Origin of the sequence: Ectopseudomonas toyotomiensis (assembly GCF_900115695.1) — a bacterium.
Lineage (GTDB): Bacteria > Pseudomonadota > Gammaproteobacteria > Pseudomonadales > Pseudomonadaceae > Aquipseudomonas > Aquipseudomonas toyotomiensis.
In genome coordinates this window covers 1-25,506 of record NZ_FOXK01000012.1, presented here as the reverse complement: position 1 = coordinate 25,506, position 25,506 = coordinate 1, and the positions used below count along the sequence as shown (strand labels likewise).

General features: G+C 60.0%; 21 protein-coding genes and 3 tRNA genes. 13 read left to right on the top strand and 11 right to left on the bottom strand.

Annotated elements, in window-relative coordinates; translation table 11 throughout:
* Positions 1-40: 40 nt before the first annotated feature.
* The 5 genes from BM186_RS21735 to BM186_RS27010 all read right to left on the bottom strand — a co-directional run bounded on the left by BM186_RS21735 (position 41) and on the right by BM186_RS27010 (position 4,957).
* Positions 41-943: a glycosyltransferase family 2 protein gene (locus BM186_RS21735; RefSeq protein WP_074918305.1), complete on the bottom strand. Its 903-nt coding sequence runs from the start codon at positions 941-943 to the stop codon at positions 41-43.
* Between the two features lie 126 nt (positions 944-1,069).
* The gene (locus BM186_RS21730; RefSeq protein ID WP_074918303.1) at positions 1,070-1,924 is read right to left on the bottom strand and encodes a glycosyltransferase family 2 protein; all 855 of its coding nucleotides are present in this window, start codon (positions 1,922-1,924) and stop codon (positions 1,070-1,072) included.
* Complete coding sequence (locus BM186_RS21725) at positions 1,924-3,837, bottom strand: ArnT family glycosyltransferase (protein ID WP_074918302.1); 1,914 nt, start codon at positions 3,835-3,837, stop codon at positions 1,924-1,926. Before BM186_RS21725 ends, BM186_RS21730 begins: the two co-directional genes overlap by 1 nt.
* Before the next feature lie 172 nt (positions 3,838-4,009).
* Complete coding sequence (locus BM186_RS21720) at positions 4,010-4,426, bottom strand: pilin (RefSeq protein WP_074918300.1); 417 nt, start codon at positions 4,424-4,426, stop codon at positions 4,010-4,012.
* 108 nt (positions 4,427-4,534) lie between these two features.
* The gene (locus BM186_RS27010; protein ID WP_074918298.1) at positions 4,535-4,957 is read right to left on the bottom strand and encodes a pilin; all 423 of its coding nucleotides are present in this window, start codon (positions 4,955-4,957) and stop codon (positions 4,535-4,537) included.
* A gap of 224 nt (positions 4,958-5,181) precedes the next feature.
* Between BM186_RS27010 and pilB the strand changes: the two genes are divergently transcribed.
* From pilB to yacG, 5 genes are all read left to right on the top strand, one after another.
* Positions 5,182-6,885: a type IV-A pilus assembly ATPase PilB gene (gene pilB, locus BM186_RS21710; RefSeq protein WP_074918296.1), complete on the top strand. Its 1,704-nt coding sequence runs from the start codon at positions 5,182-5,184 to the stop codon at positions 6,883-6,885.
* 2 nt (positions 6,886-6,887) lie between these two features.
* Complete coding sequence (locus BM186_RS21705) at positions 6,888-8,105, top strand: type II secretion system F family protein (protein WP_074918294.1); 1,218 nt, start codon at positions 6,888-6,890, stop codon at positions 8,103-8,105.
* Positions 8,106-8,975 carry a prepilin peptidase gene (locus BM186_RS21700; RefSeq protein WP_139228031.1) on the top strand — a complete coding sequence of 290 codons (870 nt, stop codon included), beginning with the start codon at positions 8,106-8,108 and terminating at the stop codon, positions 8,973-8,975.
* Between the two features lie 176 nt (positions 8,976-9,151).
* Entirely contained in the window at positions 9,152-9,760 is a 609-nt protein-coding gene (coaE, locus tag BM186_RS21695) for a dephospho-CoA kinase (RefSeq protein ID WP_021487990.1), read from the top strand.
* A complete protein-coding gene (yacG, locus tag BM186_RS21690) occupies positions 9,757-9,951 on the top strand; it encodes a DNA gyrase inhibitor YacG (protein WP_004425006.1) in 195 nt (64 codons plus the stop codon). Before coaE ends, yacG begins: the two co-directional genes overlap by 4 nt.
* Before the next feature lie 96 nt (positions 9,952-10,047).
* Here yacG and BM186_RS21685 read toward each other — a convergent pair whose 3' ends face one another.
* Positions 10,048-10,263, bottom strand: coding sequence for a hypothetical protein (locus BM186_RS21685; RefSeq protein ID WP_074918292.1), 216 nt, complete (start codon positions 10,261-10,263; stop codon positions 10,048-10,050).
* Between the two features lie 107 nt (positions 10,264-10,370).
* Complete coding sequence (locus BM186_RS21680) at positions 10,371-11,060, bottom strand: energy-coupling factor ABC transporter permease (protein WP_074918290.1); 690 nt, start codon at positions 11,058-11,060, stop codon at positions 10,371-10,373.
* A gap of 210 nt (positions 11,061-11,270) precedes the next feature.
* On the opposite strand from BM186_RS21680, the gene BM186_RS21675 reads away from it, so the two are divergent.
* The 4 genes from BM186_RS21675 to BM186_RS21660 all read left to right on the top strand — a co-directional run bounded on the left by BM186_RS21675 (position 11,271) and on the right by BM186_RS21660 (position 14,008).
* A complete protein-coding gene (locus BM186_RS21675) occupies positions 11,271-11,900 on the top strand; it encodes a DUF1780 domain-containing protein (protein ID WP_074918288.1) in 630 nt (209 codons plus the stop codon).
* A complete protein-coding gene (locus BM186_RS21670; protein ID WP_074918286.1) occupies positions 11,897-12,445 on the top strand; it encodes an MOSC domain-containing protein in 549 nt (182 codons plus the stop codon). The genes BM186_RS21675 and BM186_RS21670 overlap by 4 nt, the downstream gene beginning before the upstream one ends.
* A gap of 24 nt (positions 12,446-12,469) precedes the next feature.
* On the top strand, positions 12,470-12,643 hold the full coding sequence (locus BM186_RS21665; protein ID WP_021487984.1) for a DUF3094 family protein: 174 nt from the start codon (positions 12,470-12,472) through the stop codon (positions 12,641-12,643).
* A 63-nt stretch (positions 12,644-12,706) separates the two neighbouring features.
* Positions 12,707-14,008, top strand: coding sequence for an NAD(P)/FAD-dependent oxidoreductase (locus tag BM186_RS21660; protein ID WP_074918284.1), 1,302 nt, complete (start codon positions 12,707-12,709; stop codon positions 14,006-14,008).
* 327 nt (positions 14,009-14,335) lie between these two features.
* On the opposite strand, the gene BM186_RS21655 is transcribed toward BM186_RS21660, so the two are convergent.
* From BM186_RS21655 to BM186_RS21645, 3 genes are all read right to left on the bottom strand, one after another.
* A tRNA-Lys gene (locus BM186_RS21655) sits at positions 14,336-14,411 on the bottom strand.
* 5 nt (positions 14,412-14,416) lie between these two features.
* Positions 14,417-14,493, bottom strand: a tRNA-Pro gene (locus BM186_RS21650).
* A gap of 9 nt (positions 14,494-14,502) precedes the next feature.
* Positions 14,503-14,578 (bottom strand) — tRNA-Asn (locus tag BM186_RS21645).
* A 206-nt stretch (positions 14,579-14,784) separates the two neighbouring features.
* On the opposite strand from BM186_RS21645, the gene BM186_RS21640 reads away from it, so the two are divergent.
* Both BM186_RS21640 and BM186_RS21635 read left to right on the top strand, forming a co-directional pair.
* Entirely contained in the window at positions 14,785-17,106 is a 2,322-nt protein-coding gene (locus BM186_RS21640) for a DUF1631 domain-containing protein (RefSeq protein WP_074918282.1), read from the top strand.
* Positions 17,107-17,115: 9 nt separating this feature from the next.
* On the top strand, positions 17,116-17,448 hold the full coding sequence (locus BM186_RS21635) for a PilZ domain-containing protein (RefSeq protein ID WP_017678816.1): 333 nt from the start codon (positions 17,116-17,118) through the stop codon (positions 17,446-17,448).
* A gap of 130 nt (positions 17,449-17,578) precedes the next feature.
* On the opposite strand, the gene ettA is transcribed toward BM186_RS21635, so the two are convergent.
* Positions 17,579-19,246, bottom strand: coding sequence for an energy-dependent translational throttle protein EttA (ettA, locus tag BM186_RS21630; RefSeq protein ID WP_017678815.1), 1,668 nt, complete (start codon positions 19,244-19,246; stop codon positions 17,579-17,581).
* 400 nt (positions 19,247-19,646) lie between these two features.
* Here ettA and BM186_RS21625 point away from each other — a divergent pair, with 400 nt between their 5' ends.
* Positions 19,647-23,852, top strand: a complete 4,206-nt coding sequence (locus BM186_RS21625; RefSeq protein ID WP_394327912.1) for an EAL domain-containing protein — start codon at positions 19,647-19,649, stop codon at positions 23,850-23,852.
* A 135-nt stretch (positions 23,853-23,987) separates the two neighbouring features.
* Positions 23,988-25,241, top strand: coding sequence for a serine hydroxymethyltransferase (gene glyA / locus BM186_RS21620; RefSeq protein ID WP_021487979.1), 1,254 nt, complete (start codon positions 23,988-23,990; stop codon positions 25,239-25,241).
* The last annotated feature ends 265 nt before the right edge of the window (positions 25,242-25,506 follow it).

Sequence of the window (25,506 nt, the reverse complement as noted above, 5' to 3'; positions counted from 1 at the left end):
AGCGTATCTTTCGCAAGAGCAACGAGCCTGAACATCCGGCTCACAGAGCCCCCGACCGACCGAGCAAACCATCCCAAGCACCGGCCATCATATTGCCTACCTGCGCCAAACGCTGCGGCCCGGCGAGTGCAAAAACCGCCATCGTCAAACCGAGCTTTACTATCGCCCACACCTTCCAGATAGGCGGAACGTGAGAGCGTTGGAGCAGTAGCACTGCATTTCGAAATAGGTAACGATGCCGTTGTGGTGAGCGCACCGGCCAAACCCGCCAACCGAACAGCCACAACCGCGTAGTCCGGTCCCCCATGCGGTGCAGAAAAGAAGCTTGCGGCACTCCGAACAGCCGATGACCGGAAGCAAGCAGTCTGAACGACCAATCAGTATCAACATGGTCGATAAACAGACCCTCGTCCATACCTCCTAAAGACAACGCAAGATTCAGGGCCATGAAAGTGCCACTCCCGTTGAGGCATTCACAAGGTATTGGCCCCCCATGAATGGGATTAACACGCGCCCAACGCCAACCTACAATCTGATGAAAGCCGTGCTGCACACCTGATACGGGGTCGCGTAGCGTTGGCCCAACGGCTCCTACGGGATGCCCGCTTTCAACCAGATCGGAGTAGGCATCAGCCAAAGCGCTAGCGGAGCCTTGTAGCGGCTCGCTATCCTGATCCAACAGCAATACATGAGTGCAGTCGCCTCGGGCAGCTAAGTACTCCATGCCTCGATTTTGCGCAGCCGCTAATCCCAGGTTCGTGCCAAGGCGCAACACCTCGACCTCTGGAAGGCAGGCGACCGCCAGCTCAATAATTTTCCAATCCTCATCTGAAGAGCCATTGTCGACCACTAGACGGAGCCAATCATCTGGCAGTGCCCGTAATTGACTCATAATAAGAGTGGGGTCTGGGTTGAACGTCACAGTAATCGAAGCACAGCGCATAAAAGTCTCACCAGAAAATGTGCCGCTTCTAATTTACTATCAGGAACAAGAATATGCAGGGGGCGCCAAGGAAATACGCCCCCCATTAAAACACGAGGACATCTTAAAGCCGGACATCTGCCCACATCACTTCGTATCCTTGTACATCAACGCTGTGATCTGCTCAGAAATCAGCCCCATCAAGAACACCATTACCGCCCCGCTATAAAGCAAGGTGCTCATGTTGGTGAAGCGGCCAAAACTGTACAGCGTATAGCCATACCAACCGGAAGCCAGCATAAACATGATCAAGGCCACCGGCGCAAATATCTTCAGAGGCGAAAACAATGTACCAATCTTGAAGATGATCAATAAAAAGCGCGCACCATCGTGCAGCAGGCGGATGTGGCTTTTACCGATACGTTTGGCCGCATGAATCGGCACATAAGCCACGGAATAACCGGCCCGGAAGAACGCCATGGTACTGGTGGTGGGATAAGAGAAGCCGTTAGGTAACAAATAGAGAAATTCGCGGAATTTATCCGCCCGGACAGCGCGAAAACCCGAGGTTAGATCCTCCACTCTATGCCCCGTCATCCAACTGGCCAGACGGTTATACAAGCCATTGGCAAGTCCGCGCCCCATACTGGCTTGCGAACCTTTCTGACGGGCGCCCACCACCATATCATGCCCCTGCTCAAGCTTTGAAAGCAGCCGGGAAATGTCCGCAGGATCATGCTGGCCGTCGGCGTCCATGAACACCAGAATCTCACCCCGCGCCGCCCTAGCGCCACTTTTGATCGCCGCGCCATTACCTTTGCTGTAAGGGTGATGAATCACTCTGGCTCCCGCCTCTTCGGCGACCGCTGCAGTGTTATCAGTGGAGCCATCATTGACTACGATCAATTCAGCATCCGGATAGTGCTGGCGAATACTGCTGACGGTTGCGCCGATGGCAGCGGATTCATTTTTGGCGGGTAGGATGATGGATATACCCTGCATCAGTTGCCCCCCTGATTGAGTTGTTGCAACAGCGTGCTGTCCGGTTTCAATCTATTGAGAAAAATATTTTCGGGCGCCATGGTTAGTCCGGTGAGTTCGCTAGCCAGTTTGGGATAGCCGGATGCAGCCAGTTCAGCGGCGATGCGTTCAATCAGTTGTTGGTTGCCACCTTCTCGCGCCTTGCTAATAGCCAAACGGTAATGCGCTTCGGCCTGCTCTTGCTGCCCCAGGTGCATGAGCAAGTAATCAGCCATCATGGCGTGGCGGTAGTCCGGCTGCTCTTGGCGCTCAATAATAATTGCCATGGCCTGTTGCAGCCTGTCATCGTCAATATCACGCGCATTAAGCCGCTGCTGCAGCAAAGACCAGACCGAATCACGGGTTTCAACACTCAGGTGGAGAGCCCGCAAACGCTGCAAATAGCGCTGCCAGACGGCCTCAATATCTACAAGATCATCGGGAAACCCGGCAGCGCCGTTCATCAGGATCAGATTTACATCCGGCAAGGTGCTAGCACCTTGTAATGCCGAAGCCCTTTCAAATTGTCGAGCCGCGAAGTGGTAGAAAGGTGAATTTGCATCACCATCAGATAGCTCAAAATAAGCTACCCCCATATCCATTGCCGCCCTTGCCGAATTGGGGTTTTTCGAGGTCATATCGGTGGCTAGCAAAATAGGATTGCCCCAGGTGGCAGCACGCACTGCGCCCAAAAAACCCACACCTAGCACCAGCACTGCCACACCCACATATTTAATGGCTGGGCCATCACGCACCGGCAAGCGACTAACCAGTTCAGCCACCAACAGCAAAATGCCCAGCAGAGCAAAGTAGTTGCGGTGCTCAAACACCATTTCCAGCCCGATTACGTTGCTGGTAATAAAGTGCGCGGCAAAAAACCAGAGAATGCCCAGTGCTGCGAGCGTAAAACGCTTACGCCAGTAAACAGCCAGAGCAAATAGCAATACCAGGCCCACAATAGCTGGCAGGGTAGTCAGCGGTTGCAACCAACCACGAGACACGGCCATATCGTCGTAGTAGAAGTAAATGCTTTTCGGCAGTGGCAGCAGCATTTGCTGCATGTACAGCCAAAGTACGCGACCTTGAGTCAGCAGACGCTCAACAGTATTAAAGTCACGCCCGCCGTAGGGCTCCAGACTGGAGTAATGCGGTACTGCCCAAAAAACAAAAGCCAACAGCGCCAAAGCAGAGCCTGCACCATAGCTGATACGCCAGAAGCGGCGCTGGCCGCTACTTCCGGCAAAGCCCAGCACTGTTGCTTCCAGCGCCAGACAGAACAAGGGCAGTAAAACCGCGCTCTCCTTGAACAGAGCCGCCAGCACAAAACTGAGCACCAGCCCCGACCAAAGCCATTGATTGACTGGCTCGCCAGTGATTTGTTGATTGCGTATGCGCAAATACAGCAACAGGGCAATAAACAAAAAGGTGAAGCACAGGGTTTCCATACGCTGCACTACATACAAGGCCGAGGACACCTGAATCGGGTGCAGTGCCCAGACCATCGCCAACGCCAACGCTGCCATTGGCCGGTGCCCGGCTTGAATACGTGAGCTAAAAGCCAGCAGACGCAGCGCCAGCCAATACACCAATACCGCATTGACAGCATGCACCAACAGGCCAGTGACTTTATAGGCCCAAGGGTGAATGCCAGCCCAATAAGCATTCAGTGCAAAGCTGACCATGGCCAACTGGCGCGTGTTATCGGAGTAACCTTTGGAGGCTTTCCACAAACTGGTAGCGCTGAGTTCCTTTATTTGTACAAAGGCGTTGGTGACGATGTTGTGATAATCGTCAAACAGAAAACCGCCGTATACCCCCGGCCAGAATGCAGCCAGCGCCACGATAAACAGCGCCAGCGGCAGAAAAAATCTGGGGACAGGGCGAGGGGTGAACATGGGTAATCCTTAATTTCTGGCTCTGTCTGCGTTAGCTGTTGATGCACTTGTAGGCATCGTGCCCTTGTGGGCAGTGGAGTGGGCAACGTCTATATTACAGTATTGCCACTATCGCTTCGCACCGCAGCGGACAGCTAAGAAGGTGCACCACTCAACAGACATAGCCTCATATTTAATGAGCGCAGCCGCTGGGGTGGTACAGCGCGGGGATAGTTGCATCCACCTGGCATGTCCAAGCGCCGGAACTGGACCGCACCAGCTGAATCGTTTTGCTGTTCACCACCGGATTGCCTTTGACCTGGCAAGTGATGTCGCCGGTGCCGTCGGCGCTGTTATAGGTCATGCTGATGGCGCAGCGCGGCGTATCGGCGGCCAAGCCAATGTCGCTCAGGTTAAAACTGGCGATGTTGTCGGTAACCACTAACGACTCGTAAGAGGTACGGCCACCGGCAATATCCGACAGGCCAGCAGCCAACTGGGACTTGGCTACGTAATTTTGATAGGCCGGCAAGGCAATGGCCGCCAGAATACCGATGATGGCCACCACAATCATCAGCTCGATCAGAGTGAAACCACGTGCGTGTTTCATCGCAGATACCTGTATAGGATTGTTATGACTGGTTCCTACGGAGTAGCTCAGGCAAAACAAACCCCGCCGCAGCGGGGTTTGCCTGTAGCCGATTAACCGCTGAAGCGATTAGTTGCAACCAACTGGCTTGTACTTGTCTTCAATACCGGTGCTGGTATTGCAAACCCAAGAGCCGGAGGCGTTACGGTTAAGCGTTACAGTTTGGCCTTGAACTTTCGGGTTGCCTGTCAGAGTACATTCAATTTCGGCGCCTGTTGCGGTCCAGTCGCCAACAGTGATTGCACTGCAACGGGCTGTGGCGTCTTGGAGACCGATACGAGCTGCATCCAGGGTACCGCCAGTGCTGCCAGACTGAATACCTTCTTCATATGCAGTCACACCACCACGAATATCAGCCAGACCAGCAGTTACCTGGGATTTGGCCACATAATCCTGGTAAGCCGGCAGAGCGATGGCGGCCAGAATACCGATGATCGCAACCACGATCATCAGTTCGATCAGGGTAAAACCCTTCTGCATTTGAGCTTTCATTCGTTAACTCTCCTAGAAATGGACAGGTCCAGCGACCTGAGCACGACAATGCAGCCGGCGTGCCAACTTCAGCAAGCATGCCAAATGGGGCTATTCGACCAGGCCGTCGCACATTGCAACACCGCCGACGGACACTAACTGACCTTTTTCGTCACCTGGCAACGCGTGGTTTGGCAGGCGCCAGCAACTAAGCTATAAGGCAGGCATTGTGTGTGGAGCCCCCAATGAACGAAAGCGTATCCCTTTCCGGCCTGGCCAAGCAGATGGTACTGGCCGAGCTGCTGGACGAAAAAGCAGCTCAACAGGCGCAGCTACAGGCCCAGCGCAACAAGCTGTCGCTGGTTACTTACCTGGTGCAGAACAAGCTGGTAAAGAGCCGCGCCCTGGCCGAACTGGCCGCCGAACAATTCGGCGTGGCTTTCTTTGACCTCAATGCGATCGATAAAGAGGGGCAGCCCAGAGAACTTGTCAGCGAGAAACTGGTACGTCAGCACCGCGTGCTACCGCTGTGGCGTCGTGGCAACAAGCTGTTCGTGGGCCTCTCCGACCCTTCCAACCACCAAGCCGTTACTGACGTACAGTTCAGCACCGGACTTAATACCGAAGCCATATTGGTCGAGGACGACAAACTCGGCGATGCCATCGAAAAGTTCTTCGAGTCAGCCAACAGCGTCATGGAAGATCTGGCCGATGTCGACTTAGAGGGCCTGGATGTACAGGCAGTCGATGACGACAAACCTGTCGGTGATGGCGGTGCTGACGCCGATGATGCCCCGGTAGTGCGTTTCGTCAACAAGATGTTGCTGGACGCCATCAAAGGCGGCTCATCAGACTTGCACTTCGAACCTTACGAAAAGAACTATCGCGTCCGTTTTCGTACCGACGGCATTCTGCATGAGGCGGCGCGCCCCCCCATTCAGCTCGCCCCAAGAATTTCCGCTCGCCTCAAGGTCATGGCTGCACTGGATATTTCCGAACGGCGCAAGCCGCAGGACGGCCGCATCAAGATGAAGATATCCAAGACCAAGGCCATCGATTTTCGCGTCAACACCCTACCCACTCTGTGGGGCGAGAAGATCGTGATGCGAATTCTCGACCCTACCAGCGCGCAAATGGGCATCGACGCACTGGGCTATGAGGAAGAGCAGAAAGAGCTGTATATGTCTGCCCTCAAGCAGCCCCAGGGCATGATTCTGGTTACCGGCCCTACCGGCTCGGGCAAAACCGTATCGCTCTATACCGGCTTGAACATCCTCAATACACCTGATGTGAATATCTCCACCGCAGAAGACCCGGTGGAGATCAACCTGGAGGGCATCAACCAGGTCAACGTCAACCCCAAGCAGGGCATGGACTTTACCCAGGCGCTTCGCGCGTTCCTGCGTCAAGACCCGGATATCATCATGGTCGGTGAGATCCGCGATCTGGACACAGCCTCCATTGCAGTCAAGGCCGCGCAAACCGGGCATATGGTGATGTCCACCCTGCATACCAACAGCGCTGCGGAAACCCTGACCCGCCTGCGCAATATGGGCGTGCCATCCTTCAACATCGCCACCTCGGTTAACCTGATTATCGCCCAGCGCCTGGCGCGCAAGCTGTGCAACAACTGCAAGAAGGAAGTCAACGTACCGCGTGAAACCCTTTTGGCCGAAGGCTTCCCCGAAGACAAGATCGGCACCTTCAAGATCTATGGCCCGGTTGGCTGCGAAAACTGCAAGGGCGGTTACAAGGGCCGCGTCGGTATTTATGAAGTGGTTAAAAACACGCCCAACCTGCAGCGGATTATCATGGAAGAAGGCAACTCCATCGATATTGCCGCGCAGATGCGTAAAGACGGCTTTAATGACCTACGCACCTCCGCTTTGCTCAAGGCCATGCAAGGGGTTACCAGCCTTGAGGAAGTCAACCGCGTGACCAAGGATTAACCATGGCCGAAAAAGCTCTAAAAACCAGCGCATTCAAATGGGAAGGCAAAGACAGACGCGGCGCGGTCGTCTCCGGCGTGATCAATGGGCAAAACCCCGCCTTGATCAAGGCACAACTGCGCAAGCAGGGCATCAACCCGACCAAGGTGCGCAAGCAGTCTTCGCTGTCCTTTGGCACGGGCAAGAAGATCAAACCCATGGACATCGCCCTGTTTACCCGGCAGATGGCCACCATGATGAAGGCCGGGGTACCGTTGCTGCAGTCCTTCGACATCATCGGCGAGGGCTTCGATAACCCCAATATGCGCAAGCTGATCGACGACGTGAAGCAGGAGGTAGCTGCCGGTAATAGTTTCGCCACCTCACTGCGCAAGAAGCCTGAATACTTCGATGAACTGTATTGCAACTTGGTGGAGTCCGGTGAGCAGGCCGGTGCCCTGGAAAACCTGCTGGATCGTATCGCCACCTACAAAGAAAAAACCGAGGCACTGAAAGCCAAAATCAAGAAGGCGATGAACTATCCAATTGCCGTCATCGTGGTGGCAGTCATCGTTTCGGCGATTCTTTTGATCAAAGTTGTCCCACAATTCCAAGACGTGTTTGCAGGCTTTGGTGCAGAGCTACCAGCGTTTACTCAAATGGTGATCAATATTTCCGAAGTGCTCCAAGAATGGTGGTTCATTTTCCTGATAGTAATCTTTGCTATCGCCTTTGCTTTTAAAGAAGCTATGAAACGCTCACAAAAACTGCGCGACTCGGTTGACCGCGGCGTACTCAAGCTCCCCATAGTGGGCGATATCCTCTACAAGTCAGCAGTTGCGCGTTTTGCACGAACCCTTTCAACTACCTTTGCCGCAGGTGTGCCACTAGTCGATGCACTGGACTCGGTGGCGGGAGCCACAGGCAATGTGGTATTCAAGACAGCGACAAACAAGATCAAAGCGGACGTCTCGACCGGCATGCAATTGAACTTTTCCATGCGCACCACAGGCACCTTTCCGGCTATGGCGGTGCAGATGACTGCTATCGGAGAAGAATCAGGAGCGCTGGATGAAATGCTCGGTAAGGTCGCTACATTTTATGAAGACGAAGTGGACAATATGGTCGACGGTCTTACCAGCCTGATGGAGCCTCTGATCATGTCTGTTCTCGGCGTTCTGGTCGGCGGCCTGATCATTGCGATGTACCTGCCAATCTTCCAGCTGGGTGCTGTCGTCTAAATGCTCGTAATCGACTTCCTGGCCAGCCATGTGCTGGCCTTTGTTTTGTGTGCTCTGCTACTGGGTCTGCTGATCGGCAGCTTCCTCAATGTAGTGATCTATCGCCTACCCGTGATGCTACAGCGCGATTGGCAGAGCCAGGCGCGCGAGGTATTGGAGCTACCGCCGGCACCATCCACTCAGACCTTCAACCTGATCCTGCCCAACTCCTCCTGCCCGCAATGCGGCCATGAGATTCGCCCCTGGGAGAACATCCCGGTCATCAGCTATCTGTTCCTGCGCGGCAAGTGCTCGAACTGCAAGACCCCGATCAGCAAGCGTTACCCCATCGTTGAACTGGCCTGCGGGCTGCTTTCCGCTTACGTCGCCTGGCATTTCGGTTTCACCTGGCAGGCCGGGGCAATGCTGGTGCTGGCCTGGGGGCTGCTGGTGATGAGTCTGATCGATGCTGATCACCAGATTCTGCCCGACGTGCTGGTGCTGCCGTTGCTGTGGCTGGGCTTGATCGTCAATTACTTCGGGCTGTTCACCAGCCTGGAAGATGCTCTGTGGGGGGCGATTGCCGGCTACCTGAGCTTGTGGTCGGTGTACTGGCTGTTCAAGCTGATCACCGGCAAGGAAGGCATGGGTTATGGTGACTTCAAGCTGCTGGCCATGCTCGGCGCCTGGGGTGGCTGGCAGATTCTGCCGCTGACCATTCTGCTGTCGTCGCTGGTTGGGGCGGTGCTGGGGGTCATTATGCTGCGTATGCGTGGCAGTGATTCCGGCACGCCGATTCCCTTCGGCCCTTATCTGGCGATTGCCGGGTGGATCGCCTTGCTCTGGGGCGATGTGATTACCGGCAGTTATCTGAAGTTCGCTGGGTTTTGAGCTAACCCAGAAATACTCGTCACTCCCGCGAAGGCGGGAGCCCAGAGCTATCCTGACTCCACAAGCTGGGCCCCCGCCTTCGCGGGGATGACGGATCGCGGCACACGCGGTTAGCATCATCACGCAATCCCCCCTACAATCGCGGCCTTGAGCAGTAACGAGACCGCATTGGCGTTATGAAACCCTGGATACTCGGCCTGACTGGCGGCATTGGCAGCGGCAAGAGCGCGGTGGCGCAAGGCTTTATCGAACGCGGCGTGCACGTGGTGGACGCCGATCATGCGGCGCGCTGGGTGGTGGAGCCGGGGCGCCCGGCGCTGGCCAGGATCGTCGAGCATTTCGGCGCGGGCGTATTGCAAGCCAATGGCGAGCTGGACCGCGCCGCACTGCGCAAACTGATATTTGCCGCCCCCGAGCAACGTCGCTGGCTGGAAAGCCTGCTGCATCCGCTGATCGGTCAGGAGATCGTTCAGGTGCTGGCGCGCGCAGAATCGCCCTATGCCATTCTGGTGTCGCCACTACTGGTCGAGTCCGGCCAGCGGCAGATGACCCAACGCATATTGGTCGTCGACACGCCTGCCGAGCTACAGGTGCAACGCACCATCGCGCGCGACCAGAGTTCGGAAGAACAGGTTCGCGCCATCATGCAGGCCCAGGCCAGCCGCGAAGAGCGCCTGCGCCATGCTCACGACGTGCTAATCAATGATCGTGATATGGCCTGGCTGGACGCGGAGGTCGAGCGCCTGCACAACTTCTATCTGACCCTGCGTGGAGGCCAGCCATGACTATTACCGTTCAATGCCCAACCTGTAGCGCGCCCGTCGAGTGGAAAGCCGAAAACACCTACCGCCCCTTCTGCTGCGAGCGCTGCAAGCTGATCGATCTGGGCGCCTGGGCCGCCGAAGAGCATGCGATTCCCGGCAATGACCTGGAAGACGAGATGTTCAGCGGCGACCTGCCGACAAGGCCGCATTAACGAGCAATCGCGGCTGAAGCCGCTCCTACGGTAGCGCCTACGGAACACCATCAGCATCATCCGCGCAGGCGGTGCGCACGGCGCACCCTACGGCACTCAGGGACGCATGAAAGCGTAATCGCGATCATCGTCGAGGTTGTCGGCGAGAAACTGCAGTTCGCTGGCCAGTTCCTGAGTATCACGCAGCGCCTTGTTCTGCTGCACGATTTCCGCCAGCAGCGCACGCAACACCATCAGACGCTCGAAACCCTGGGCCTCGCCGTCGCGCAAATCATCGTGCAGGGCGCTTCTGGCCCAACTGTGAATACTCATGTTCAAGCCCCTCGCAGGCGTTTTTCACAGCATAGCGGCAGGCCCGCTCTGATCATTGACGAAGATCAATCTCGGCCGCGCCATTCAATCGGCCAATACAAAGCCATTCACTCGCCGCGATCACCCTCCTTCCAGGGCGCCTGCAGATAGCGGCTGCGGTTGAAGGTTTCCAGCCAGTCCGGGTAGAACACCACCAACGCGGTGACGATGGTGCCGTTGATAAAGGCCTCAGGGAACGCCACCAGCCACAGATAGCCGGCAAAGTCGTCCAGCCAGGGCGGCATGGGGAACAGCCCGTCCATCCACAACAAGGCAAGGCCGCCGAGCAGCGTCATCAACGTCGCCAACGCCGCTGGAAAGAAACCGCAGAAGAAGATGTAGACGAACAGGTTACGTGGCTGCGCGCGCTCGACACGGATTGCGCACAGCTCGGTGACCAGCACCGGAATCAGCACCAGCAGTACGCCGTTGATGCCGAGCGAGGCCAGGTCCATGCGACCGATAGCCAGCAGACCAAGCTGCGCCGCCAGGCCAGCCAGGACGGCAAGTGGCCAATCAAGCAACAGGGTTACGGCGGTCATACCGATGAAGTGATAGGAAAGCCCAGAGTCGAAATCGCGGCGCACCAGCCAGAGTAGAAACAGCGCGAGCATGGTGCCGAACAGCAGATGCTGGCGGCGCAGGTCACTGAACAGTTCGACCCAGGGCGTTCGTGTTATCGCCCAGAGCAGCGCCAGCCCGTAGACCAGCCAGCCGCCCAGCAAGGTGGAGAACGCCAGCAAGTTGGAAGCGATCATGCGCGCACACCCTCTCCCTCATTCATCGCCATGCCAAGCAGTCTACACCGGCACTCGGATTTGATTTTGCCGGCAGAGCAACTGCAATGGCGACTACCCTGCCATTGATCGACAACAGCCCAAAAAGCCCAGCTGGATTTCCACGCTCACTGGAACGGCTGGAGTTGCAGGCACTGGCATGCGGGTGAGCGCTGCGGCTAAGCTTCAGACATGGACGATTCCGACTATCTGCGCTTACTTACGCACCAGGCCGAACAAGCCAATGCCTTCCTCTCCAACGCCAAAAAATGGGAGCGTGAGCGTTGGGTCTGTCAACGCCTGCTGCAAGCGCTGAACGTGCGTCACCATAGCGATGACTTCACGCCCAGCGGCCAGGAGCCGCCGGACGTACTGTTTCGCGATGCCAACTTCGAAGTGTTTTTCGTACTCGATGAAGGCCGGCGACTCAATGACGAGTGGCGCGCCGAACTGGAGCGGCGACGCAGCGCCTTTTCCCTGAGCCAGCTGGTACGCCGCGAAGCGCGCCCCAAACGTATTCCAGCCAGCGAGATGCAGACGAGGCTGGCGCCGACCCTGCGCAAGAAGGCGCATAACTACCGCGAGCGTGGCATCGACCTCAGCGAACTCGACCTGGTCGCCTTCGTCAGCCTCAAGCGCGCCGTGCTCGACTGCAACAGCCACTTCCCGCCCCCTACCGAATACCTGCGCCAAGGCTGGCGCTCGCTGTCGCTGGTTGGCCCGCGCTTCGCCCGAGTACTGTTCGCTCACCCGGACGCGCCGGATTTTCTGCGGCAGAACCTCGGCCGTAGCCTGCTGTTCGACATCGGTATCGGCCTGTGAGCCCCTTGCAGGAATTGCTCGCCGACGTGCCACAAGTCGGCCAGGTGCGCTGGATAGGCGTGCGCCCCAGGGCGCGCGAGGCGATGCTCGAAGTCGAGGCCGTGGAAGCGCGGCGTGAAGCCGGCCTGACCGGCGATCACAGCCGCCCCGGGCCACGCAATGCGCGGCAGGTCACGCTGATCCAGTGGGAACACCTGGCTGTCGTTGCCGCCTTGCTCGGCCGAGATGCGCCCATGCCGCCCAGCGAGCTGCGCCGCAATATCGCGGTCGCCGGCATCAATCTGTTCAGCCTCAAGGGCCGGCGCTTTCGCATTGGCCAAGCGCTGCTGGAAACCACCGGCTGGTGTCAACCCTGCGCCCGCCTGGAGGAACGCCTCGGTCGTGGCACCTTCCAGGCCATGCGTGGCCATGGCGGCATTACCGCTCGCGTGATCGAGGGCGGCATCATCCGCCTGGAGGACACGGTAAGCGTGGAACCCCTCGAAACGATATCTGACCCGCAGGACAACGACGCTCGCCAAGGCTGGCGGGCACGCCTAGAATAGCTGCATTCAAGCAGAGGCCCACCCATGACCAGTCGCCTGAGCCCCGAAGACCAACAGAAAGTCGACCAATACCTGAGCGCACCGCAGCATCAGGTTGAACGTCAGCCGTTTCGCGTTTGGCGTCTGCTGGCGGTGGTCGTGGTCGTGACCATTGGCCTGGGCCTGCTGAGCCGCTTGCTGAGTCGACTGGTGCTATGAGCTGCCTTGCGCTCGCCCTCTCGCACTCACACCGTCTTTTTCAAAGCCTTGTGAGCAATATCCATGTCCCATCGCATCGTGATTGTCGGCGGCGGCGCCGGCGGTTTGGAGCTGGCCACCCGTCTGGGTAGAAAACTGGGCAAGAGTGGCGCGGCCCGAATCATTCTGGTCGACACCAACCTCACCCATATCTGGAAGCCCCTGCTGCACGAAGTGGCCGCCGGCTCGCTGAACTCCTCGGAAGACGAACTGAACTACGTGGCCCAGGCCAAGTGGAACCATTTCGAATTCCAGCTCGGGCGCATGTCCGGCCTCGACCGTGCCAGCAAGAGCATCACTCTGGCACCGACGCTGGATGACGATGGCCAGGTACTGATGCCTGAACGCCGCATCACCTACGACAGCCTGGTCATTGCCGTCGGCAGCACCACCAATGACTTCGGCACGCCTGGTGCCGCCGAGCACTGCATTTTCCTCGACACCCGCGCGCAGGCCGAGCGATTCCATCGCCGCATGCTCAGCCACTACCTGCGTGCACATGCCAACGAGAGCGAAGACGGCTCGAAGATCGATATCGCCATCGTCGGCGCCGGCGCCACCGGGGTTGAGCTGGCAGCAGAGCTGCACCACGCCGCCAAGCAGCTGGCTGCCTATGGCCTCAATCGCATTCGCCCCGAAGACATGCGTATCACCCTGATCGAGGCCGGGCCGCGTGTACTGCCAGCCCTGCCCGAGCGCATCGCGCGGCCGGTGCATCAGACCCTGGAGAAGCTCGGCGTCACCGTACTAACCGGTGCGGCCGTCAGCGAAGTGACTGCCGACGGCCTGAAAACCGCCGACGGCAACTTCATCCCGGCCAGCCTGAAAGTCTGGGCTGCCGGCATTCGCGCACCCGGCTTTCTCAAGGATCTCGACGGCCTGGAGAACAACCGTATCAATCAGCTGCAGGTTCGTCCGACCCTGCAAACGACGCTCGATGACGACGTGTTCGCCTTCGGCGACTGCGCAGCCTGTCCGCAGCCGGGCACTGAGGGCCGCAACGTGCCGCCACGCGCCCAGGCAGCGCATCAGCAGGCATCGCTGCTGGCCAAGTCGCTACGCTTGAAGATCAGCGCCCAGCCGCTGCCGGAATACCGCTATCGCGATTACGGCTCGCTGATTTCGCTGTCGAGCTTCTCCGCGGTCGGTAACCTGATGGGCAACCTGACCGGCAGCGTCATGCTCGAAGGCTGGCTCGCACGGGTGTTCTACGTGTCGCTGTATCGCATGCATCAGATGGCCCTGTATGGCGTACCACGCACCCTGCTGCTGATGCTCAGCGATCGCATCGGGCGCAGCACCGAGCCGCGCCTGAAGCTGCATTGATAGCGGCCGCCATGCGGCCTTCTGATGCCCCTCTCCCATGAATGGGAGAGGGGCATCAAGCGACTCTGCAACACATTGCCCCTCTCCCCCAGCCCCTCTCCCGCAAGCGGGAGAGGGGAGACAAGCACGCAGCGCGATTCTAGTCTTGTAGGGTGGGCCTCAGCCCACGTCGACCAACGCTGGTGGGCTAAAGCCCACCCTACGGGCCGATGCTCAGTGATCGCATCGGGCGCAGCACCGAGCCGTGCCTGAAATGCGAGACGGCCAAGCACCGCGTAAGGCGCAGAAACGAAAAAGCCCGCACTAGGCGGGCTTTTTCGTTAGTAGTGGTGGGTCGTGTAGGATTCGAACCTACGACCAATTGGTTAAAAGCCAACTGCTCTACCAACTGAGCTAACGACCCAAATATGGTCGGGGTAGGGGGATTCGAACTCCCGACATCTTGCTCCCAAAGCAAGCGCGCTACCGGACTGCGCTATACCCCGATAGGAAGTTGGCTCCGCGACCTGGACTCGAACCAGGGACCCAATGATTAACAGTCATTTGCTCTACCGACTGAGCTATCGCGGAACTTCGGTCTTCCAGCTCTGCTGCGCTTTGGCTTTCGCTTTACCGCTTCAGAGGCGCGCCATTTTACGTAGCAAAATTTCCCTGTCAACCCCTGCAAACTGCTTTTACGACAATGCTTTGCAGGCAAGCCATGGACTACTATATGTTTCATCGAACTGCGGCACGACGCAGGACGCGCCAGCCGACGACGCCAGCCAGGACAGTCCATGAGCAACCAGGACAAGCCCCCCATTCATCCCAAGGTGGTTAGCCTCGCCAGCCGCGGTATACAGCCGCGCTTCAGCGATCTGGTACAAGCCTGCCGCAAACTGGTGATGAATCGACTGGCGGAGCATCTGAGCGGTGTATTCGGCCAAGTCGATGACACCCTGTTCGAATGCGCCGAGAAAGCCGAGAACAACAAGGTACAGACGTTGTTCTTCGACAACATGCGCGAGATCCGCCGCCAGCGTCCACAGATCGAGCGCAGCTACCACCAGACCATCGCCAACAATTTTTCCGACTTCCTCGACGGCAAGCTGCAGGATCAGACGCCGGCCGAAGTGGACCCCGAGCAGTTGGCCCTGGTGCAGAACGAGGATTACGAAGAAACCCTGCAAGTCACCAATATGGTCAGCCGGGTCAAGGCACGCTGCACCCAGCCGCTATTCGCTCTGGAGCAGCGCCTGGCGCTGCTCAACAACGGCCAGAAGCTCGGCGAGGACAGCAACCCCTTCGGTCCACAGGCCATTGCCCAGGCGTTTCGCGATGCGCTGGCGCCCTGCCCCTTCCCACTGCAGATCAAGACCATCCTCTACATGCTCTTCGATCGCCATGTGATGCAGAGCCTCGATTCACTCTATGGCGCACTCAACCAGCGCCTGATCGATGCCGGCGTGCTGCCCAACCTCAAGTACAGCGCGCAGATCAATCAAAGCGTCAGCCGCCCCGACGCGCCTGCGCCAGAAGCCCCGGCGCCCCAACAAACAGCGGGCAGACCGGGTACGACGCCAGCGCCCGTAGAGCCGGCGCTGTTCGATCTGGATCTCAGCGCACCGCCGCCGAGCGATCCGGGCGCGCTGTTCAGCGGCCTGTCCAGCCTGCTCGGCGAACACCGCCAGAGCCACCCGGACGCCCCGCTGCTGGGCGGCACACGGAGCATCGTCAGCTTCTCACCGCGCCAGGCCAGCCGTACCTACAGCGCCAGCGAACTGCTTGCCGCGCTCAATCGCATGCAACAGCAGTCGGCCCATGAACTGGCCCAACGCCTGCACCAACCGCAAGCCGTTGAAGGCCTCAAGGCCGACCTGCAGCAGCAACTGGAATCGCACAGCAGCCTGCCGGGCGACAGCAAGGTGTCCGATCAGGAAGCCGACGTGATCGACCTGGTTGGCATGCTGTTCGACTTCATCCTCGATGACGAGAACCTGCCGGACGCCTGCAAGACCGCACTTTCGCACCTGCATACGCCCTATCTGAAAATCGCGCTGCAGGACAAGGCGCTGTTCACCCAGCACCACCATCCGGCGCGACGCCTGCTCAACACCATGGCCCAGGCCGGCGTGCTCTATGGCAGCGAAGGTGACGAACGCAGCCTTCTGGCCAAGATGCAATGGGTGGTCGAACGGGTGATTCACGGTTTCAGCGGTGATCTGGGACTGTTCGACAGCCTGATCGATGAGTTCAACGAGTATGTCGAGACCCTGCGCCACAAGGTCGAACTGCGCGAGCGCCGCGCGGTCGAGGCGGCCAAGGGGCGTGATCGTCTGCTGGGGGCTCGCGAGCAGGCGCTTGAGGTGGTTCAGCGATGCGTCGGAAAGCGCGACCTACCAACCATCATCCGCAACTTCCTCGAACTGACCTGGGCCGACGTCCTGGTGTTCGTCCTGCTGCGCCATGGCGAACAGAGCGCGGAGTGGAAGCGCTCCTGCGAAGTGGCCGAACAGCTGGCCTGGAGCGGCACGCCGCTGGGCGAGGCCGAGGTGCTGCAGCTGCAGGAACAGCGCGTGCCGATGCTCAGCGACCTGCGCAAGGGCCTGGAATTGCTCGGCGGCTACCATGAGGACGGCATCCGCCGCCTGCTGCAAGACCTGGTGGCCTGCCAACATGCAGTCCAGGCCAAGCAGCCGCAGTTGGCCGCCCAGCTCAAGCCTACCCTGCCAGAAAGCCCCCTGGGCGCCATGCTCGGAGAGGATGCCGATCTGGCTCGCCAGGCACCTTTGCGCAGTAAGCTCTCGGCACGCGCACAAGCCCTGGCCAAGGAATTGGCCAGCGTCGAGTTCGGCACCTGGTTCGAGTTCGTCGAGGGCGGCAAGAGCCGCGTGCTCAAGCTTTCCTGGTTCAGCCCAACTACGCACAACTACATGTTCGTCGACCACAGTGGCCAGCGCGTTGCGATCAAGCCGCTGACCCTGCTGGCCAGCGAGATGGAAAAGGGCCTGGCCCGAATCGTGACACCCGAACGCGCGGCGCCCCTGGTGGATCGCGCGCTGACTGCCATTTACCGTGTGCTGCAGCGCTTCACCGGGCGCACGGCCGAACCCCGCTGAGGAATTTCCATGGAAGAGCGTCGTCAACACAGCCGCCATGGCACCGAAATGCAGCTGGAGGTCTTCGACCTGAACAGCGGTCAGCGCCTGGGCCGGATAGTCGACCTGTCTGCCGATGGTTTCATGCTGTTCAGTGACACCCCCCACACCGCCGACGCGGTGCTGGAATGCCGCCTGGTGTGCACCTCAGGTAGCGATGCGGTACAGGAAGTGCGCCTGGGCGCCGATTGCCTGTGGAGCCGCCCCGGCGCCGACGGCCAGCATTGTTGGGCCGGCTTTCATATCATTGATCTGGCCGAGGATCAGGCCAAGGCACTGGAGAGTCTGCTGGCCAGACTCTGAGCAGGTAGAGTGCGTTGTGTGCACCGATATTCCAGCGCACCCTACGAAACGGAGTCCGCTGGCTGACGCAGCCCACATGCCTCAACGAAAAACGGAGCCCGAAGGCTCCGTTTTTTCATCTGGCGAACACTTACTGCGCCAGCTTCTTGTAACGCACACGGTGCGGCTGCGCGGCGGCATCGCCCAGGCGTTTCTTACGGTCGGCTTCGAACTCGGTGTAGTTGCCTTCGAAGAAGTTGACCTTGCCGTCGTCCTCATAGGAGAGGATGTGCGTGGCGATACGGTCGAGGAACCAGCGATCGTGGGAAATCACCACGGCGGCGCCCGGGAAGTCCAGCAGCGCCTCTTCCAGCGCACGCAGGGTTTCCACGTCGAGGTCGTTGGACGGTTCGTCGAGCAGCAGCACGTTGCCGCCCTGCTTGAGGGTCAGCGCCATGTGCAGGCGACCGCGCTCACCACCGGAAAGGTCCTTGACGAACTTCTGCTGGTCGGCGCCCTTGAAGTTGAAGCGGCCGACGTAACCGCGCGACGGCACCTCGTAGTTGCCCACCTTGATCATGTCGAAGCCGTCGGAAATCTGCTCCCACACGGTCTTGTTGCCCTCGAGCATCTCGCGGCTCTGCTCGACGCTGGCGATCTGTACGGTTTCACCGATCTCGATGGTGCCGGAGTCCGGCTGCTCCTTGCCGGTGATCATGCGCAGCAGGGTCGACTTACCAGCGCCGTTACCACCGATCACGCCGACAATGGCGCCTTTGGGGATGCTGAAGGACAGGTCATCGATCAGCACGCGGTCGCCGAAGGACTTCGATACATTGTGGAAATCGATGACCTTGTCGCCCAGACGCGGGCCAGCCGGGATGTAGATCTCGTTAGTCTCGCTGCGCTTCTGGAATTCCTGCGACTGCATTTCCTCGAAGCGCTGCAGACGTGCCTTGGACTTGGACTGGCGTGCCTTGGCGCCCTGGCGTACCCACTCCAGTTCGGCCTTCATCGCCTTGGCGTGCGACGCCTCGGCCTTGGCTTCCTGAGCCAGACGGTTGGCCTTCGATTCCAACCAGCCGGAGTAGTTGCCCTCGTAGGGAATACCGTGGCCGCGGTCGAGTTCGAGAATCCAGCCGGCGACGTTGTCGAGGAAGTAACGGTCGTGAGTAATCGCTACCACTGTGCCGGGGAAATCGTGCAGGAAGCGCTCCAGCCAGGCGACCGAGTCGGCGTCCAGGTGGTTGGTCGGCTCGTCGAGCAGCAGCATGTCAGGTGCCGACAGCAGCAGGCGACACAGCGCCACACGGCGTTTCTCACCACCGGACAGGTGCTCGATCTTGGCGTCCCAAGCCGGCAGACGCAGGGCGTCGGCGGCGACTTCCAGCTGGCGCTCCAGGTTGTGGCCATCGGAAGCCTGCAGAATGGCCTCGAGCTTGGCCTGCTCGGCAGCCAGGGCGTCAAAGTCGGCGTCCGGCTCGGCGTATGCGGCGTAGACCTCGTCAAGACGGGCCTGGGCCTGCTTGATCTCGCCTACTGCCTCTTCGACGATGTCGCGCACCGTCTTGCTCGGGTCGAGCTGCGGCTCCTGCGGCAGGTAGCCGACCTTGATCCCCGGCATCGGACGGGCTTCGCCGTCGATCTCGGTATCGACGCCGGCCATGATGCGCAGCAGCGTGGACTTACCGGCACCGTTGAGGCCCAGAACGCCGATCTTGGCGCCAGGGAAGAATGACAGGGAGATGTCCTTGAGAATTTCACGCTTCGGCGGGACAACCTTGCTGACCCGATGCATGCTGTAGACGTACTGAGCCATGGAGAACCTGACTGGTGAGAATGGGGCTGAGAATGGCGGGCCTTGCAGACACTGCGATAACGTTGCGAGTGACGAAACCGGCAACGCCGACAGTCTGACCATCTGCTGCGTGCCGGCCTGGCCGCCGTATTACCGGCTGCAGGCAGTTTTCACCAAGCCTGCAGCGGGGCGTTTGCAGAGACCTTAGCCGCTGCCGGAGCGAACGCCAAGTACCGCGCGGACAGTTCACGCGCGCGGCGCAAAACTACCGGAATGTGCGTGGCAGGGCAAACCTACGTTCGTCGGCGCAGCTGGCACTTGGCCACGTTTGCAGGCATTCTAGCCGGCCCGCGCGAGCGCAGGCATGCCCGCGCGTCTCAACGCTTAAAATAGCCCAGCACTGGCTGCAGGTTCACAGAACGTGTCGACTCCCTCATCCCTGCCTTCCTCCTCCCCGGGCGAGTCGCGCGCAGCATTGCGCCGTGCACTGGTGGTGCTGGTGCTGGCGATGCTGGGATTGCTGGCCTGGCAGCTGACTCAGGAATACCGCCAGTTGCTCGATAGTCAGAAGCAACTGAGCCAGGGTTACAGCGCCCAACTGGCCAAGCACCTGAGTCTGAACATGCGCCTCAAGGCGCAGGCGGGCCAGGCAATGCTGCAAAGCAGCCCAGCGCGCGCTGGCGACGGCAGCGAATTGGTTACGGCATTGCGCAGCATTTTCCCAACCGTCAACAGCGTGGCCTGGCTCGATGCCAACGGGCAGTTGCTGGCCGACAGCGCCAGCGAGTCGCGCGACCTCAGCTTCATTCGCAGCCAGCAGCAACGCAGCGGCGCGGCGCCCTATCACTTCGCTTTCAGCGCACTGGACGGCGGCGCGCTCTACCTGCTGCTGCGTCAGCCTGACGACAGTCACCGAGTATTGCGCATGCGCATCAGTGCGTTGCGCGGCTGGCTGCGCGAGCAGCACCAGAGCGAGCACAACTGGTTGCTCGAAGATCTGCTCAGTCACCGCGTGATAGCGCGTGCCGATGACCTGCAACAGACTGGCGGCATCATCGCTCCGGTTACTGCGGCAGAACAGGCACAAAGCCTGGAACTGATCACCCTGCCCGGCAGCGACTGGCAACTGCGCGCCCTGTTCGATGCAGAACGCGCCGGCAACGAGCTGATGCCGACCCTGGCCGGCAAGTTCCTGCTGTTCGCGCTGTGCAGCCTGCTTACCCTGCTGGCCCTGTACGGCCTGCAACGCGAGCAGCGCAGCCTGCAGCGCCTGAATACCGAAACACGCCGCTCGCTGCGCCAGGCCGCCAGTGCACTCGGCGCCGTCGAAGAACGCATTCTGGTGACCCAGGCCGATGGCAAGGTGCGCTACCTGAACCCGCAGGCCGAAGCGCTGTTCGGGGTTCCCAGCGACGTGGCCGGAGAACTCCATCTGCTTGATCTGCTGCCCGACCTCGACCCGCTGCTGCTCAACAGCCCACAACTGAGCAGCGATCTGGGACCGGAGCTCATCAGAGTCGAAAGCGAGGGGCGCGAGCGACTGTTCGCCGTGACCCGGAGCGATATCAGCGAAGTCGGGCGTCATGCCGGTTACGTCTGGGTGCTGCGCGATGTGACCGATGAGCAGCAGGCCATGCGCGTACTGCAGGAAACCCGCAGGCGCTATCAGGACATCTTCGACGGCACCGGTGTTGCCCTGTGCGTGCTCGACCTTTCCGGCCTGCGCAGCCTGTTGCTGCAGCACAAGTTGCGCGATGCGGCGGGTCTGCAGCGCTGGTTGCAAGCCGATGCCGAGCATCAGCAACTGCTGGTCGAGCAACTGCGCATTACCGAGGCCAACCAGGTGGCGCTCAACCTGCTCGGGGTGAAGTCCACCGAACAGGCCTGGCAGCAACTGATCGACAACGGTCCGGTACAGCCCGACGATCTGTGTTACCGCCTGGCTGTGGCCGTGCTCGAGGGCCCCAACCTGATGGAGCTGGAAACCCAGCTGGTCACCGCGCAAGGCTTGCAGCGTCACGTCTGGCTGGTGCTGCGCCTGCCGGAAATGCTCCAGGACTATCAGGCCGTCACCTTGAGCATCAGCGACATCACCAGCCGCAAGCGCATCGAACTGTCGCTGATCGAGCGTGAGCGCTTCTGGTCCGAAGTGGTTCGCTCGGTCCCCGACCTGCTCTACGTGCATGACATGCAGAACCGGCAGGTGCTGTTCAGCAACCACAGCCTCGGATTGCAGCTGGGCTATAGCGTCAGCGAGCTCAAGGCGATGGCCGGAGACTTCTGGGAGCAGGTACTGCACCCGGACGACAGCGACTACTACTGGCGCATTCGCAACCTGCAGAAAGTAGTCGGCAACGGCCTGCTGCTCGAATCGGTGCTGCGCTGGCGTCACCGCAGTGGCCAATGGCACTGGTTCAGCATCCGTGAGCAGGCTCTGGCGCGTGATGAGCGCGGTCGCGTCAGCCGGCTGATCGGCGTGGCCAAGGACATCACCGAGCAGATCGAGCGCAACCAGTCGTTGCGCGACAGCGAGCAACGCTACCGCCTGCTGGCGGAAAGCATCAGCGACGTGATCGTCTCCACCGATGACAGCCTGGCCCTGAACTACGTCAGCCCGTCGGTGGAAGCCATGCTCGGCTACAACGCCGAATGGGTGACGGCCAACGGCCTGCAAGGCCTGGCGGCCAACCCGCAGCAGCTCGCCAGCCTGTACCTGCTGCTCGAGCGGATTCGCGATTCGCTCGGCGAGCGTGACCGCCTCGAGCGTCTGCGCGAGGAGCTGCCGGATCAGCTGTTCGTCTTCGACTGCCTGCGCGCCGACGGCCACAAGATACCGGTGGAACTGCGCCTGGTGCTGATGTGGGACGAGAACGGTCGCTTCGAAGGCATCCTCGGCGTTGGCCGCGACATCAGCCAGCAACGCCGCGCGGAAAAAGACCTGCGCATGGCCGCCACGGTATTCGAGCATTCCACCGCGGCGATTCTGGTGACCGACCCGGCCGGTTACATCGTTCAGGTCAACAAGGCCTTCAGCCGCGTCAGTGGTTATTCCGCCGGCCAGGTGCTCGACCAGCTCCCCGGCATGCTCACCGCCGACCGCCAGCAGGCGGCGCACCTGCAGTACATCCTCGGCCAACTCAACCAGCGCGGCAGTTGGGAAGGCGAAGTGTGGCTAAAGCGCAAGGGTGGGGAGAATTTCCCGGCCTGGGTCGGCATTACCGCGGTGCATGACGAGGAAGGCGACCTGGTCAGCTACGTGTGCTTCTTCAGCGACATCAGCGAGCGCAAGGCCAGCGAACAGCGCATCCATCGTCTGGCCTACTACGACGCCCTGACCCACCTGCCCAACCGCACTCTGTTCCAGGATCGCCTGCACAGTGCCCTGCAGCATGCGGATCGACATGACGAATGGGTGGTGCTGATGTTCCTCGACCTCGACCGTTTCAAACCGATCAACGATTCGCTCGGCCACGCCGCCGGCGACCGCATGCTCAAGGACGTGGCCGTGCGCCTGTCGGCCTGTGTCGACGGCGACGACACCGTGGCGCGCATGGGCGGCGACGAATTCACCCTGCTGCTGCAGCCGCGCGCCACCCGTGAGGGCGCATTGAATCGCGCCATTCATGTCGCCGAGCAGATTCTCTCCAGCCTGGCGCGCCCTTTCGTCCTCGAAGGCCGCGAATTCTTCGTCACCGCCAGTATCGGTATCGCCCTCGCCCCGCAGGACGGTAGCGAGCTGAGCCAACTGATGAAGAACGCCGACACCGCGATGTATCACGCCAAGGAACGCGGCAAGAACAACTTCCAGTTCTACCAGGCCGACATGAACGCCAGTGCCCTGGAGCGCCTGGAGCTGGAAAGCGATCTGCGCCACGCTCAGGAGCAGGGCCAGTTCGTCCTGCATTATCAGCCGCAGTTCTCCGGCGACGGCAATCGCCTGACCGGGGTCGAGGCGCTGTTGCGCTGGAGTCACCCGACACGCGGCCTGGTGCCACCGGATGAGTTCATCCCGGTGCTGGAGGAGCTCGGCCTGGTGGTGCAGGTCGGTGAATGGGTGCTGGAGGAAGCCTGCCGGCAGCTCAAGGCCTGGCACGAGGAAAAGATCCGCATCCCCAAGATTTCGGTCAATCTGTCGGCCCGGCAGTTCGCCGAAGGCGATCTGAGCGCACGCATCGCCGCCATTCTGGCCAGAACCGGAGTAGCCCCGGCCTGCCTGGAGCTGGAGCTGACCGAAAGCATACTGATGCGTGACGTCGCCAGCGCGATGCAGACCCTCGGCAACCTCAAGCGTTTGGGCCTGTGCATTGCCGTGGATGATTTCGGCACCGGCTACTCGTCGCTGAACTACCTCAAGCAGTTCCCCATCGACGTTTTGAAGATCGACCGCAGCTTCGTCGACGGCCTACCCGATGGTGAGCAAGATGCACAGATCGCCCGCGCCATCATCGCCATGGCGCACAGCCTGAACATGATGGTGATCGCCGAGGGTGTGGAGAGCCAGGCCCAACTGGACTTCCTTCGTGAACACGACTGCGACGAAGTACAGGGCTTCCTGCTGGGCAGGCCCATGCCTGCACGTCAGCTCACTGCCCAGTTCAGCGGCGCAGCGCTGTTCATCCTCAATTGACGAGCGAGCCCTAGGTCCAACTCAGCATGAAGGCCATTTGTCAGGCTCATGACCGACCTTCATATGCCTGAATGCGACCTTTGCGGTAGAATCCGCCCCCTCTTTCTACCGCCCAGCTGATTTCAGGGGACCGCCATGTTCAGCCGTGATTTGACCCTCGCTCGTTATGACGCCGAACTCTTTGCCGCAATGGAGCAGGAAGCCCAGCGCCAGGAAGAGCACATCGAGCTGATCGCCTCGGAAAACTACACCAGCCCGGCGGTGATGGAAGCCCAGGGTAGCGTGCTGACCAACAAGTACGCCGAAGGCTATCCGGGCAAGCGTTACTACGGTGGTTGTGAGTACGTCGACGTGGTCGAGCAACTCGCCATCGACCGCGCCAAGGAACTGTTCGGCGCCGACTACGCCAACGTCCAGCCGCACTCCGGCAGCCAGGCCAACAGCGCCGTGTACATGGCCCTGCTCAACGCCGGCGACACCGTGCTGGGCATGAGCCTGGCCCACGGCGGCCACCTGACCCACGGCGCCAGCGTCAGCTTCTCCGGCAAGATCTACAACGCCGTGCAGTACGGCATCAACGACCAGGGCCTGATCGACTACGACGAAGTCGAGCGCCTGGCCGTTGAACATAAACCGAAGATGATCATCGCCGGCTTCAGCGCCTACTCGCAGGTACTGGACTTCCCGCGCTTCCGCGCCATCGCCGACAAGGTCGGTGCCTACCTGTTCGTCGATATGGCCCACGTGGCCGGTCTGGTCGCTGCGGGTCTGTACCCGAATCCGGTGCCGTTCGCCGACGTGGTTACCACCACCACGCACAAGACCCTGCGCGGCCCGCGCGGTGGCCTGATCCTGGCGCGCAAGAACGAAGAGCTGGAGAAGAAATTCAACTCCGCGGTATTCCCGGGCGGCCAGGGCGGCCCGCTGGAGCACGTTATCGCCGCCAAGGCGGTGTGCTTCAAGGAAGCGCTGCAGCCTGAGTTCAAGGCTTACCAGGCGCAGGTGATCAAGAACGCCCAGACCATGGCCCAGGTGTTCATCGACAACGGTTACGACGTGGTCTCCGGCGGCACCGAGAACCACCTGTTCCTGCTCTCGCTGATCAAGCAGGACATTACCGGCAAGGATGCTGACGCTGCCCTGGGCCGCGCCTTCATCACCGTCAACAAGAACAGCGTACCGAACGATCCGCGTTCGCCGTTCGTCACCTCCGGCCTGCGTATCGGCACCCCTGCCGTCACCACTCGCGGCTTCAAGGAAGACGAGTGCCGTCAACTGGCAGGCTGGATCTGCGACGTACTGGCCAACATCGGCAATGATGAAGTCGAAGGCCGCGTGCGTGAGCAGGTCAAGGCGCTGTGCGCGAAGTTCCCGGTCTATGCCAACTAAGAACCTATTCACGATCTAGCGAGCTAGAGCGATACAAGGCAAAAACAAGCGAGGAAGCGGAGTTTACAAGTGGTAAATGAGCATTCCGAGCTTGTTTTTAACGCAGTAGCGCCGACGCGCAGCAGATCGTGAACAGGTTCTAAGGCTCAGCCTGAAACAAAGAAGCCCGCCGATTCAGACTGTGTGAAAACCTAGCAGTCGGAGAGCAAGCTGAAGACAATGCCTCCATCATTCGATGGGGGCATTGTCGTTTATGGGCTACATC

Coding starts and splice junctions, on each gene's coding strand:
- BM186_RS21735 (WP_074918305.1), bottom strand. CDS start 943: ATGCGCTGTGCTTCGATTACTGTGACGTTCAACCCAGACCCCACTCTT.
- BM186_RS21730 (WP_074918303.1), bottom strand. CDS start 1,924: ATGCAGGGTATATCCATCATCCTACCCGCCAAAAATGAATCCGCTGCC.
- BM186_RS21725 (WP_074918302.1), bottom strand. CDS start 3,837: ATGTTCACCCCTCGCCCTGTCCCCAGATTTTTTCTGCCGCTGGCGCTG.
- BM186_RS21720 (WP_074918300.1), bottom strand. CDS start 4,426: ATGAAACACGCACGTGGTTTCACTCTGATCGAGCTGATGATTGTGGTG.
- BM186_RS27010 (WP_074918298.1), bottom strand. CDS start 4,957: ATGAAAGCTCAAATGCAGAAGGGTTTTACCCTGATCGAACTGATGATC.
- pilB (WP_074918296.1), top strand. CDS start 5,182: ATGAACGAAAGCGTATCCCTTTCCGGCCTGGCCAAGCAGATGGTACTG.
- BM186_RS21705 (WP_074918294.1), top strand. CDS start 6,888: ATGGCCGAAAAAGCTCTAAAAACCAGCGCATTCAAATGGGAAGGCAAA.
- BM186_RS21700 (WP_139228031.1), top strand. CDS start 8,106: ATGCTCGTAATCGACTTCCTGGCCAGCCATGTGCTGGCCTTTGTTTTG.
- coaE (WP_021487990.1), top strand. CDS start 9,152: ATGAAACCCTGGATACTCGGCCTGACTGGCGGCATTGGCAGCGGCAAG.
- yacG (WP_004425006.1), top strand. CDS start 9,757: ATGACTATTACCGTTCAATGCCCAACCTGTAGCGCGCCCGTCGAGTGG.
- BM186_RS21685 (WP_074918292.1), bottom strand. CDS start 10,263: ATGAGTATTCACAGTTGGGCCAGAAGCGCCCTGCACGATGATTTGCGC.
- BM186_RS21680 (WP_074918290.1), bottom strand. CDS start 11,060: ATGATCGCTTCCAACTTGCTGGCGTTCTCCACCTTGCTGGGCGGCTGG.
- BM186_RS21675 (WP_074918288.1), top strand. CDS start 11,271: ATGGACGATTCCGACTATCTGCGCTTACTTACGCACCAGGCCGAACAA.
- BM186_RS21665 (WP_021487984.1), top strand. CDS start 12,470: ATGACCAGTCGCCTGAGCCCCGAAGACCAACAGAAAGTCGACCAATAC.
- BM186_RS21660 (WP_074918284.1), top strand. CDS start 12,707: ATGTCCCATCGCATCGTGATTGTCGGCGGCGGCGCCGGCGGTTTGGAG.
- BM186_RS21640 (WP_074918282.1), top strand. CDS start 14,785: ATGAGCAACCAGGACAAGCCCCCCATTCATCCCAAGGTGGTTAGCCTC.
- BM186_RS21635 (WP_017678816.1), top strand. CDS start 17,116: ATGGAAGAGCGTCGTCAACACAGCCGCCATGGCACCGAAATGCAGCTG.
- ettA (WP_017678815.1), bottom strand. CDS start 19,246: ATGGCTCAGTACGTCTACAGCATGCATCGGGTCAGCAAGGTTGTCCCG.
- glyA (WP_021487979.1), top strand. CDS start 23,988: ATGTTCAGCCGTGATTTGACCCTCGCTCGTTATGACGCCGAACTCTTT.